Annotated in this window: 10 protein-coding genes, 1 tRNA gene and 1 pseudogene; 3 read left to right on the forward strand and 9 right to left on the reverse strand. The window is 37.0% G+C overall.

Going from position 1 to position 12,705, the window contains the following annotated elements; translation table 11 throughout:
- From RT405_RS06055 to RT405_RS06080, 6 genes and pseudogenes are all read right to left on the reverse strand, one after another.
- Nucleotides 1-175 (reverse strand): annotated as a pseudogene (locus RT405_RS06055) (ParA family protein); the annotation flags it as partial.
- Nucleotides 176-360: 185 nt separating this feature from the next.
- Nucleotides 361-1,077: a 16S rRNA (guanine(527)-N(7))-methyltransferase RsmG gene (rsmG, locus tag RT405_RS06060; protein WP_313468422.1), complete on the reverse strand. Its 717-nt coding sequence runs from the start codon at nt 1,075-1,077 to the stop codon at nt 361-363.
- 215 nt (nt 1,078-1,292) lie between these two features.
- Nucleotides 1,293-1,365: transfer RNA gene (locus RT405_RS06065), tRNA-Val, on the reverse strand.
- Nucleotides 1,366-1,508: 143 nt separating this feature from the next.
- Nucleotides 1,509-2,573 carry an FUSC family protein gene (locus RT405_RS06070; RefSeq protein WP_313468424.1) on the reverse strand — a complete coding sequence of 355 codons (1,065 nt, stop codon included), beginning with the start codon at nt 2,571-2,573 and terminating at the stop codon, nt 1,509-1,511.
- Nucleotides 2,570-3,019, reverse strand: a complete 450-nt coding sequence (locus RT405_RS06075) for a transcriptional regulator, SarA/Rot family (RefSeq protein ID WP_313468426.1) — start codon at nt 3,017-3,019, stop codon at nt 2,570-2,572. The genes RT405_RS06070 and RT405_RS06075 overlap by 4 nt, the downstream gene beginning before the upstream one ends.
- 127 nt (nt 3,020-3,146) lie before the next feature.
- On the reverse strand, nt 3,147-3,599 hold the full coding sequence (locus RT405_RS06080) for a DUF2798 domain-containing protein (RefSeq protein ID WP_313468428.1): 453 nt from the start codon (nt 3,597-3,599) through the stop codon (nt 3,147-3,149).
- Between the two features lie 613 nt (nt 3,600-4,212).
- Between RT405_RS06080 and RT405_RS06085 the strand changes: the two genes are divergently transcribed.
- Nucleotides 4,213-5,034: a ZIP family metal transporter gene (locus tag RT405_RS06085; protein ID WP_313468430.1), complete on the forward strand. Its 822-nt coding sequence runs from the start codon at nt 4,213-4,215 to the stop codon at nt 5,032-5,034.
- A gap of 67 nt (nt 5,035-5,101) precedes the next feature.
- Here RT405_RS06085 and mnmG read toward each other — a convergent pair whose 3' ends face one another.
- Together mnmG and mnmE are read right to left on the reverse strand one after the other, a co-directional pair.
- Nucleotides 5,102-6,994: a tRNA uridine-5-carboxymethylaminomethyl(34) synthesis enzyme MnmG gene (gene mnmG / locus RT405_RS06090; RefSeq protein ID WP_313468432.1), complete on the reverse strand. Its 1,893-nt coding sequence runs from the start codon at nt 6,992-6,994 to the stop codon at nt 5,102-5,104.
- A 350-nt stretch (nt 6,995-7,344) separates the two neighbouring features.
- Nucleotides 7,345-8,733 (reverse strand): tRNA uridine-5-carboxymethylaminomethyl(34) synthesis GTPase MnmE, encoded by a 1,389-nt coding sequence (gene mnmE, locus RT405_RS06095; RefSeq protein WP_313468434.1) that lies wholly within the window; start codon nt 8,731-8,733, stop codon nt 7,345-7,347.
- Between the two features lie 843 nt (nt 8,734-9,576).
- Here mnmE and RT405_RS06100 point away from each other — a divergent pair.
- The gene (locus tag RT405_RS06100; protein WP_313468435.1) at nt 9,577-10,383 is read left to right on the forward strand and encodes a 3D domain-containing protein; all 807 of its coding nucleotides are present in this window, start codon (nt 9,577-9,579) and stop codon (nt 10,381-10,383) included.
- 256 nt (nt 10,384-10,639) lie between these two features.
- Nucleotides 10,640-11,365, forward strand: a complete 726-nt coding sequence (gene treR, locus RT405_RS06105) for a trehalose operon repressor (RefSeq protein WP_313468437.1) — start codon at nt 10,640-10,642, stop codon at nt 11,363-11,365.
- A 41-nt stretch (nt 11,366-11,406) separates the two neighbouring features.
- On the opposite strand, the gene RT405_RS06110 is transcribed toward treR, so the two are convergent.
- Nucleotides 11,407-12,705, reverse strand: a 1,299-nt coding sequence (locus RT405_RS06110; protein ID WP_313468439.1) for an alpha-amylase family glycosyl hydrolase, incomplete at its 5' end; no start/stop codon positions are given.

Raw genomic sequence — 12,705 nt, forward strand, 5'->3', positions numbered from 1 at the left:
CTTTTTCCACATCTGCTTTACGGACACCTAATCCACTTGTTGCGTTTCCTTGAGCATCAATATCAACCAGTAGGATCTTTTTACCAGAATAGGCTAAACTAGCACCTAAATTAACCGTTGTAGTAGTTTTTCCGACTCCGCCTTTTTGGTTTGCAACTGCTATAATCCGTGCCATTCTTTTCCCTCCATCTATGTGTATCTATCTTGTGCTCTTACTTTTCCTTAAAAAGATAAAAAGGAGAAAGAATACGAGTGCGCATCTTTCTCCTACGCATTTGTTCAAAATGAAAAATTCATTTCTCGCTCTTTATTTAATTGTTCTGTTTTCTTTATCAAGATCAACGGATGACCATGTTCTATTTATAACGGACTTTTATTTGGTGTTCCTGGTTTTCTTGGAAACTTTTTGGGTGTTTCTTTCTTCTTATCAATCAATAAAATATGACGTTCGCCAGCTTCTTTTGGTAGTTCAAAAACAAAATCCTCGCGAATTTTCCCGCCAAGTATCGTAATGGCTTTTTGACTTTCTTGCATCTCCTGATCACTATTACTTGCTTTCAATGCAATAAAAATACCGCCTTTTTTTACTAGAGGTAAACACAATTCAGCTAAAACACTCATCCGGGCTACAGCTCTGGCCGTGACAAAATCAAATGATTCACGGAATTGTTTATTTTGCCCAAATGTCTCTGCACGGTCATGGTAGAAGTGCACGCCTTCTAGTGCTAATGTCTCTGCTAAAGTAGTTAAAAATTGAATCCTTTTGTTTAAAGAATCCACAATGGTTACTTCTAGTTGAGGAAAGATAATTTTTAGGGGGATGCTTGGAAACCCAGCACCAGCACCTACATCACATAAGCTTTGGACCCCTTTATTAAAATCCACATACAATCCGGCTGTTATGGAGTCATAAAAGTGTTTTAAATAAACTTCTTCTTTTTCAGTAATGGCTGTTAGATTTATTTTTTCATTCCATTCCTGTAATAACCTCAAGTAATCATCAAACTGTTGCATTTGCTTCTCCGTAATGCCAATCCCTTTGTCATGAAGGGCCTGTTTAAACTCTTCTGGATTCATCAAGACAACTCCTTTTGATAGCGTGAAACACTATTTTGTTTCACAGGTTCATCTGTATAACTGTATAACAAATCTAAGCTAAGTGCAATGCTTAATCAAAAGTTTTTTTAGTTTTTTTAATAGATCGTGCAATCAGATTTTTCCTAAAATTCGACGAGTTAATCAATAAAGACACCAGATATTGGATATCCGATGTCTTTATTGATTAACCTGTATGGTCCCTACTGGGCTCGAACCAGCGACCCCTACCTTGTCGAGGTAGTGCTCTCCCAACTGAGCTAAGGAACCGAGTAAATTATTTTCTTTATTGTTAAAAAATTAACAACAGCTTTATTATAATAGAGCCTATTCCTTAAGTAAAGCTTTTTAATAAGAAAGAAGTAAAAAAGAACTTACCTCCAGATAAAACTTTCAGCTCGTTCTTTTTTTACTCAGTTATGCACGTATTTAGTTTTCAATAATGAAAATATTTTTATCGAAATTATATAATACACGTACCCAAATAGTAATCCTATCAGATTATTTAGGATACGAAAAATTACTGCATCATGAACCCCATAAATACCACTAGCCAAAGCTAAAGCTCCAAAACAATTAAAGAGCGACTTATATCTATAGGAAGAACAAAGTCCTAATGCCAATCCACCCATAGGTCCTAAAATAAATGTTGCTGAAGGTGGAGTAAGTTGCAAAACTACGCTAAACAATACAGAACCTAGAACAACCCCTATCAAACGGTCATAGAAACGTTGCTGAATATCATTGGTATTATAGTTAGACAAAAGTGAGGAGCAGGCAAGTCCAACCCACATAAACCTATTTAATGAACTATATTCCCCAATAAAGAAAAGTAAGCTAACTCCTAACGCTACATATACCAGCCATAAATTTCTTTTAGAGAAGAAATCTTCTCCGATCACTTCTTGCATAAACGAATGGTTTTCATTTTTATTTTTATGTTTTATAAAAAATATAACTGCAAAGAGTATATAACAAAAAACCAATAACAGACCTTTATTGCTTAAGTTATAAATATCTTTAGCATTAGAAGTCCCCGTTAAAAAAATATAAGAAAATGAATATAAACTAGCATTACCCATTTGTGGATTACTACTTGTTAAGAAAAAAAGAATTAACAGAGATATAAAATTAAGAAAGAATCCAGGAATTGGTGAAATTATCTGATTCAAAACTGGTGAAATAAACAGAACCGCAAATACAACAGCCAGACTAATAAGAGAGTGAGTGATGTGGTAACCAAAATCAACAAAACGGATACTCAACAAAATACAAAACAATACTACTGCAAGAGAACTAGTATCTTCCCCAAAAAAAGTTGTGATAACAGAGACAAAAAAAATCGCAAAAGCCACTAATAAAACATCTCTAACAACTAAAGCCTTTATAAAAAAATGCTTTTCTCTACTCGAGTTTGCGTTTTTTACTTGTTGTTTCAAAACGAACGGATCTAACTGAAGCGATTGGTAAAAATTCATTCGCTAGTTCCTCCATTATTGAAATGGGTTAATAACTTATCAGCTTCAGCTACTTGCTTAATAAAAAGGTCATAGTCGTCTCCCATATTTCTTTTCAAATAATAATAAGGTTTCATTAAATAGATATAGTTTTCATCCAGAGTTTCAATTCCTTTTTCTGTAATAGCCAAATAGTAACTGCGTTCATCTAGGTTATTTAATTCTTTTTTTACTAAACCTTTTTCAATCAAACTCTTCAATGTCCTGCTAACTGATTCCTTTTTTAATTTTAAATCCTGACTTATCTTTATCGGTGTTTCTTTGCCCTTTGCAAAAAAAATCCATGTTAATATATCTAATTCATTTGTAGTAATAGTAAGTAAGTAATGCTGTGCCAGTACTTTTCTAGAAAAAGAATGGAGCAGAGCGATATTTTCACCCATCTCTTTCCAATTTGTATCATTCATAAAAATCTCCTCCACATATAGTTAACGATGTTAATTATATATTCGCAATATATGCGTGTCAAGATAAGTACCCAGTTTTCTTAGATGTTATAATTTCAGCAGGGTTTCAATAAGTATACCCGTTTCTTTAAGCTAGATTTCTAACTTGAATAATGCTCAAAATTTTTCTTGAAAAAGGTCCTACCAGCAGCAATTGTAAAGGCAATGCGGCAATCACATTCATCTTCCATGCAGTTAAGTAAGCTGACAAAAGACCTTCAGAACCGCTTCCTCCCATTAAAATGCCAAAAAGCGACATACAAGTCACCATTCCCAGCACCATCAGAGAAGAAATAGTCAAAATCAGCTGAAGTTTACTGTCTTTATTGATCGGCAGTTTAAAAGCAAGTTTCTTCGCAATGACTCCTACAATAAAAACATCCAAGATAAATGCGACCACAAATCCGGGGACCAATCCTAAAAGTAAAGCTGTCCATGTAAACTGGTTATGAATAATTAGATTATATAAACTCATACCAAATACCATACAAAAACACATTAATGACGTAAAGATAATTCCTTCTTTTTTATTCGTTGGCAAAATAAACGTCTCCTTTCTGAGTAACAGAAACTACCCTATCATGAAATATTTTTTTTCGTAAGGATTTTTTTCAAAAAATAACCTCCCATTTCATTGTCAGCTTATTAAAGTAATCGAAGCCAGTCAAAATAACTTATGATTAATAGTTCCCTCCAACTTGTACTAACTACTATAAGTTAGAACTCTTCTAATCAGTCTTCTTCACGAAGTTCCATATACAAACACGAGTTACTAGCTCTATAAGGGCACAATTAATTTATTATAACTGCCTTTTTAACTTTAAAAGCATCTGATCTGATTAAGGTCTTTTATAGACTGAACCTCTTCTTCTCTGAATGCGACAAGTCCATTGCTAAACCTTTATCTTTGTAAATACTATAGTTGGAAACATAATAGCTTATAGCTAATAATTCACTATTTTTACTTTAATGCTTGCAAAAACAGTTATCTAAGTTTAATATAATTTTTTAGGCAAACCTAAAGATAGCCATTAAATTTACTGTTTTTTACAATAAAGTTTTTTAGTGAGTAGTATTTATTCATACATCTTATTCTTAAGTATGCTTTATTTTTAAAATAACATAAGATTTTCATACAAGGAGGAATTAATAATATGGTTGAAACATTTCAAGCTTTCCACCCCGTTTTACAAGCTTTAATAGCAGGCTTATTTACTTGGGGATGTACAATTTTTGGTTCTGCTTTTGTATTTTTATTTAAAGAAGTTAACCGAAAATTTTTAGATTCCATGAACGGTTTTGCAGCCGGCGTCATGATCGCAGCTTCATTTTGGTCTTTATTAGCTCCTTCTATTTCTTCTGCTGAACAAAATGGATATGGTTTTTGGTCTTGGGTTCCAGCAGCTGTTGGTTTTCTAGTCGGAGGATTCTTTTTAAGATTGCTTGATGTGGTTATTCCGCATTTACATTTGGGAGAGCCAGTAGAACATGCGGAAGGACCAAAAACGAGTGTTTCAAAAAACATGCTCCTCTTTTTAGCCATTACGATTCACAATATTCCTGAAGGTTTATCGGTTGGTGTTGCTTTTGGGGCTACAGCTGTAGGGATAGCTAATGGCGATGCATTCTTAAGTGCTGTCGGACTGGCTATCGGGATTGGGATTCAAAATATTCCCGAAGGATCCGCTTTGTCCATGCCGATTCGAGCAGCTGGAAGCAGCCGCTGGAAAGCTTTTAACTTAGGACAGTTATCCGCTATAGTAGAACCGATTGCAGCCGTTATTGGCGCATTCGCAGTTATTTCAATGTCAGCTATTTTACCTTACGCTTTAGCCTTTGCAGCAGGCGCAATGATTTTCGTTGTTGTTGAACAATTGATTCCTGAATCACAAACAAATGGCAATAATGATATTGCTACACTCTCCTTAATGCTTGGGTTTACCGTCATGATGATTTTAGACGTTGCTTTAGGCTAAACCATTATCTAAAAAAACGTTCCACCCTTTATTCTTATGAAGAATAAAGGGTGGAACGTTTTTTGTATTACATTACTTTCGCAATTTTTCCTTGCTCAACATAAACCATCAAAACAGAAATATCTGCGGGATTCACACCGCTGACACGACTAGCTTGCGCGATCGTTTCTGGTTGAATCAACGTTAGTTTTTGTCTTGCTTCAGTAGCAATTCCATTAATTGCCGAATAATCGATGTTTTCAGGAATGCGTTTATTTTCCATCCGTTTTAATTTATCTACTTTTTGGATAGCTTTTTGGATGTAGCCTTCATATTTTACTTGAATTTCAATTTGTTCTTCTACTTCTCTTGACAAGTTTTCAGCTAGCGGTGCAAACTTGAGAATATCCCAATAAGAGATTTCTGGCCGACGCAAAAAGTCTAGTGCTAGAATACCGTCTTTCAATGGAGCAATATTTTTTTCAGCTAAAAATGCTTGGACCTCTTCTGTCGGTTTTAAACGAGTGTGTCTTAAACGTTCCAATTCTTCTTCCACTTGAGCTTTTTTAGTAAGAAAAGCAGCATACCGTTCTTGTGAAACAAGACCTAACTGATGACCTATTTCAGTTAAGCGGAAATCAGCGTTGTCATGGCGCAACAATAACCGGTATTCGGCACGAGAAGTCAATAAGCGGTACGGTTCATTTGTTCCTTTAGTAACTAAATCATCGATCATCACTCCGATGTATCCTTCGCTGCGCTTCATCACAAAAGGTTCTTTTCCTTGAACTTTAAGCGCTGCATTGATGCCTGCCATAATTCCTTGTCCGGCTGCTTCTTCATATCCGGAAGTCCCATTCATTTGTCCAGCTGTAAATAGGTTTTCCACCACTTTGGTTTCAAGTGAAGGACGTAATTGGTACGGAACGACCACATCGTACTCGATTGCATAACCGGTCCGCATCATTTCTGCATTTTCTAATCCTTCGATCGTATGCAGAATGTCTTCTTGCACGTCTTCAGGAAGCGAAGTCGATAAGCCTTGGACATATACTTCTTCTGTATGACGGCCTTCAGGTTCTAAGAACAGTTGGTGTCTTGGCTTGTCGCTAAACCGAACGATTTTATCTTCGATCGATGGACAGTAACGCGCTCCTACACCTTCTACGATTCCGGTAAACATAGGTGCACGGTGCAAATTGTCTTGGATAATGCTATGTGTTTTTTCATTTGTATACGTTAGCCAACAAGACAATTGATCTTTTAAATACGCACTGTTTGGCGTTTCATAACTAAAATGGTTCGCCTTTTCATCACCCGGTTGTTCATCTGTTACGCTATAATTGATCGTTGAAGCTTTTACACGAGGCGGAGTGCCGGTTTTAAAGCGATTCAATTCAAAACCATGTTCCAACAAACTCTCAGATAGTTTAATAGATGGTTGAGAATTATTAGGACCAGAAGAGTATTTTAATTCGCCGATGATGATTTCTCCTCGAGAAGAAGTACCAGCTGTTAAAATGACTGCTTTGGCGCGATAAATAGCTCCTGTATTGGTGATAATTCCTTTACAAACGCCATCTTCAATAATTAATTCTTCAGCAATTCCTTGTTTCAACACAAGGTTCTCAGTGCTTTCAATGGTTTTTTTCATTTCATTAGCATACATAAATTTATCAGCTTGTGCCCGCAACGCTCTTACAGCAGGGCCTTTACCTGTGTTCAGCATTCTCATTTGGATATAGGTTTTGTCAATGTTGCGCCCCATTTCTCCGCCTAATGCATCAATTTCACGAACAACAACTCCTTTAGCTGGTCCGCCGATTGATGGATTACACGGCATAAAAGCGATCATATCTAAATTAATTGTAATTAAGAGTGTTTTGCTGCCCATTCTCGCTGCTGCTAAGGCAGCTTCAGAACCAGCGTGTCCAGCTCCCACTACAATCACATCATAATTGCCTGCTTCATATTGTTGCATCGAATCATTCCTCTCATTTCGTTAATCAAATTAATTACTTTCTTCTATATAAACCCCAATACTGTTTGTATCTTATCTAAATTGAGCTGCATGTCCCAGACACTTGGCAATTTAGATAACTTTCAGCAATGCGCCGGATGCTCTTGCTTGGAAAGTTCCTAAAATTGCTGTGTGTCTACACGGGTCACTCCGCATCTTATCTTAATTGAGCTGCGTGTCCCAGACACTTGACATCCGGGTAGTTGAGCTACGAACAACAGCTACTCGAGAAAAAGATAAAAGTTTTTGAAATCATAGATTTCTTCAACTTTTCCTATTTTCTTCGAAGCTAAACGTTGTTCTTCGCATCCTTATTTTCCTAGGCAGAATTGGCTGAATAGTTGAGTAAGCAGTTCATCTTGCACGCTGTCTCCTGTAATTTCTCCTAGAAGGTCCCAACAACGAGTCATGTCAATTTGGACTAGATCGACTGGCATACCCGTTTCAATTCCGTTGATGACGTCATCTAAAGCTGTCTCAGCATCATTCAATAAAGCAATATGCCGTACATTGGAAACATACGTTGCATCTCTTTCGCCTGTTTGACCGGCAAAAAACAAACTGGCGATTTGTTCCTCTAACCGATCGATTCCTGATTTAGTTAAAATAGATGTTTTCACAATCGAATCAGGTTCAACCAGTTGTTCTAATTCAGTCAGATCTAAGCGATTAGACAAATCCATTTTATTTAAAATAATAATGCGGTGGTTTTGTTCGGTTGCTTTTATCAATAACTTGTCTTCTTCAGTTAAGGGTTCATTTTGGTTAAACACCAACAATACTAAGTCAGCATCTTGCAGTGCTTGGCGACTTCGTTCAACGCCAATGCGTTCAACAATATCTTCTGTTTCACGGATTCCAGCTGTATCGATCAATTTTAACGGAACGCCTCTGACATTGACATATTCTTCAATCACATCTCGAGTTGTTCCCGCAACTTCCGTCACAATTGCCTTTTCTTCTTGCAGCAAGAAGTTCAATAGACTCGATTTTCCGACATTAGGTCGTCCAATAATAGCTGTTGCCAAACCTTCTCTTAAAATTTTTCCTTGGCTGGCTGTTTGCAGCAATTGTTGGATTTGAGCTTTTACCAGTCGAGCTTTTTCGACTAGTAATTGAGAGGTCAGTGTTTCTACATCATCGTATTCTGGATAATCAATGTTCACTTCTACTTGAGCAAGCGTATCTAAAATATCGGAACGCAATTGCCGGATCAATTCAGATAAATTGCCATCCAATTGTTGTAACGCAACATGCATCGCTCTATCCGTTTTAGCCCGGATCAGGTCCATCACAGCTTCTGCTTGTGACAAATCAATGCGGCCGTTTAAAAAGGCCCGTTTGGTGAATTCACCCGGTTCAGCTAGACGAGCACCCTGCTGCAAAACAACTTGTAGTACTTGGTTAACGGAAGTGATACCGCCATGGCAGTTGATTTCAACAATGTCTTCACGAGTAAAGGTTTTAGGAGCTCGCATGACTGAAATCATTACTTCATCAACTATTTCATTCGTCTTTGGGTTTTGAATGTGTCCATAATGAATGGTGTGGCTTTTTTGTTCTGCTAAAACTTTCGATCCTGATTGGTAAACACGATCAGCAACTTCTACTGCATGTTCTCCGCTTAGTCGGACGATACCGATAGCACCTTCACCCGGCGGCGTTGAGATAGCTGCAATTGTTTCAAATTCTAATGACAAACTCCTTCACTCCTTCTTAATTTTTCGCACGAAAAAAGTGCCCACTCCACCCCTTTGCTGTTGACAAATGGAATGGATAAAGCACTTTGACTACTTTTATCATTCAGATAAGTTTAATTTTTAGTTTAGTTTCTTTTGCTGGTTGTTCCGTTAAGACTATACAAGTTCTCTAACTATTTGTCAATAATTTTAGTTCACTTTTTTTGCTATTCATGAACTGCTTTCTGTTTTTTCTCAGCTATTTTACCTCTTTATATAGTAGAAAGTGAAAATGAACGGTTTTTCTTTTTATTCAAACTACCGCATAATCTACTAGTCAGCAACCCTTATCCCATCGTTTACTTTTCCTTTTCAGGATATTTTTTATCCTTCTAAAGAGAAAGCAAGCTTTTTTTACATTACAAAGCAAAGATTCACTTATTCAAAATAAGGCAAATTATCTAAAGATAGGTTTTATTTTTCCAAATTTTTGAACTAATTTTTTTAAAAAAAGCGACACATTCGACTTTTCCCCTCTAAAACAGGAGCTTAATTTACGAATAATTCGTTAGTGTGTCGGTGAGATTACAAAGAAAGCCTTATCTTACGAAAAAAGACTATTTGTAGTTCTTTCGACAAATAAAAGCTCTAATAATACAAACAGACTAAGAAAAGATAACGTTTGGCGTAATCACTTTATTTTTTCAATATTCGTGGTAGGATAGCAAATGTTGAAGGAACGAACCCTTCATTTACAACAATAGTTTAACTTACAATTAAATAAGTCGCTAGAAACTACAGTCAATTGCTCTTAACGAAATGTAGTCAATAAAACTATTATGGAATAAAAAGGAGAATAAAAGAATGTTTAACTTTAAATCAAAATTATTTATCGCAGGTGCTACTTTAGCTCTAACAGGTGTTGTCGCTGTTTCAAACCCAACTGAAGCTTCAGCAGCAGAATACGATACGACTACTTGGGAAGCACGTTCAGTAGCCGATATCAAACAAGATATTCAAAATAACGAAGACGGCAGCACAGAATACACAATTCAATGGGGAGATACTTTATCTTCAGTAGCAGCTGCTACTGATACATCCCTTAATGCTTTGATTGATGTGAACGACATAAATAATGCCAACATTATTTATAGTGGCAATGTTATCTCTTTGTCTGCTGACCATTCAACAGTTACCATCGAAAAAGAAGACGAAGTTGTCAGCTATGATGTAAACCAAGCTGAAGAAGCTGTTGAAGCTGAAACAACACAAGAAACAGAAGCTCCAGCTGAAGAAGCACAAGCTCCTGTTGAAGAAACTGAAGCTGCTGTTCCTGTTGAACAACAACCAGAAGAAACACAAGCCGCTGAACCAGCAGCACAATCTGGTCAAACCGTTACAGTACAGGCTACTGCTTATTCAACGAATCAACCAGAATTAAGCGATACAACTGCAACAGGAATCAATTTAAATGAAAATCCTAACGTTATTGCTGTAGACCCAAGCGTTATTCCTTTAGGATCAACTGTGACTATCCCAGGATACGGTACATTTATCGCTGGCGATACAGGTAGCGCTATTCAAGGAAACCGCATCGACATTCATATGACTGATTTAAACCAAGCTTTAAACTTTGGCAGACAAACACTAACTGTTCAAGTTTCAAACTAATTGAAAATACTTTTATTGAGTTAGCATTAAAAAGATCTTTTCACAAAAAAACTCTCTCATCTTGGCTGGCCCATTGATGAGGGAGTTTTTTGCTGTTATCTGACTAAAACATACAGCTTATTTTCTGATAAATGTCCAATCCGCATTTTATTGCAGATATAAAAATTTCATTCCTAAAGAAATGATTAGGAGGCGTTTTTTCCGTTACTGAATGTGCTAAACTATAAGGGAAGAAAAGAAATGAGAGGCAAAAAACATGAACAAATTCACTGAAATTTACTTAGAAATTGAAGCGGCTATTTTAAATCAATCTTATTTAGCTGGAGACCTCTTGCCAAGTGAAAATGATTTAGCCAAAAAATATGCTGTGTCTCGCGAAACCATTCGAAAAGCTTTGGCTTTGTTATTAGAAAATGGGTATATCCAAAAAAAACAAGGCAAAGGGTCAATTGTTTTAGATGTGAAACGCTTTGATTTCCCCGTTTCCGGCTTGACCAGCTACAAAGAATTGCAAGCGGCTCAACACTTCAACAGCCAAACGATTGTTACCCAAAATATTTCCACTACTTTGCCAAGCTTTTTAGCCGAGCATTTAAAATTACCCGAAGAAACGGCTGCTATTTATGTTGAAAGACAACGTCAAGTAAACGGCGAAGTCGTCATTTTAGATAAAGATTATCTTTTAACTTCCGTTATTGCTGACATGCCTGATGAAGCTGCACGTGATTCTCTCTATACTTATATTGAACATACGCTTGGATTAGTGATCGGCTATGCTCAAAAAGAAATTACAGTTGAACCGGCTACTGCTGATGATTATCGATTAATGGATCTACATGACGATACACATGTTGTGGTCGTCCGGAGCGATGTTTATTTAGAAGATACGACACTCTTTCAATATACCGAATCTCGGCACCGATTGGATCGGTTCCGTTTTGTTGAGTTTGCTCGACGCCGAAACCCTAGTGAAACTCCTTAAATTAAAAAATCCTCCAGAAATGAATCTGGAGGATTTTTTAATTAAGCTTCAAAATAAAATGCAATGGTTTCATAAGGAGCCAATGTCAGCAATTCGGTCAATTCTCTTTCCACACCGTTTCCAATCAAATAACGGCAGTTGCGTTCCAAGAATTCTTTTGGTATCTCAACACTTGCCCGTTCGTCATAAAAGTGACTCAAGACCAACAATTGTTCTCCTTGGTATTCTCTAACGTAAGCATACACACTTGGATGATCCATTAAGATTCCCCGGTAACTACCTTCAGAAATAACTTTCATTTCCTTCCGCAATTGAATCAATTGTTTATAATAATTTAAAATCGAGCCATTTGCTTGTTCTTGCTCCACGTTAATTTCATGGAAATTCTCAGCTACTTTCAACCAAGGTTTTCCTGTTGTGAAGCCAGCATGCAACTCATTATTCCATTGCATCGGCGTCCGACTATTATCACGGGATTTTACTTTAATGATCTCCATAGCTTCTTCATGCGATAACCCTTTTTCCAACATTTCTGCATAGGCGTTATGTGTTTCTACATCAACATAATCAGCTAATTCTTCGAAACCGGGATCCGTCATCCCTATTTCTTCTCCTTGGTAAATATAAGGCGTTCCACGCAGCAAATGAATTGTTTGAGCCTGCATGGTTGCCGAAGCTTCAAAATGATGAACAGGGTCCCCAAAACGGCTGATAGCTCGAGGTTGATCATGATTGTTCCAAAACAGTGCATTCCATCCGTTGCCTTCTGACATACCCACTTGCCATTCATCCAGTAACTGTTTCAACTCCATAAAATCAAACGGCATCAAACTCCATTTTTCTCCATTCAAGTAATCCACTTTCAAATGATGAAAACTAAAGACCATCGATAACTCTTCATTTTCAGGGTTGGAATAAGCCACACCATTTTCTATAGTCGTTGAAGACATTTCTCCAACTGTCATGGCTTCTTCAATCCGTCCAAATGACTTTTGATTCAACTCGTGAATAAATTGGTGAGCGATTGGCCTGTCGGTATACAACGATTTTCCAACATGATCATCCGCATCAATCAGTATTTCGTCTTTTCCAATCACATTGATCACATCAAAGCGGAATCCAGTTACACCTTTATCCAACCAAAAATTAACCACTCCATATAGTTCCTGACGAACTTCTGGGTTACGCCAATTCAAATCGGCTTGACTAACATCATACAGATGCAAGTAGTACTTCCCTGTATCGCCGAACGGTGCCCAAGCCGGGCCGCCAAATTTGGAGGCCCAGTTGGTTGGATATGAACCATTAGCTTTTGGCTCTCGCAAAATATAGTAGTCTTG

This window comes from Carnobacterium sp. (assembly GCF_032094055.1).
GTDB lineage: Bacteria > Bacillota > Bacilli > Lactobacillales > Carnobacteriaceae > Carnobacterium_A.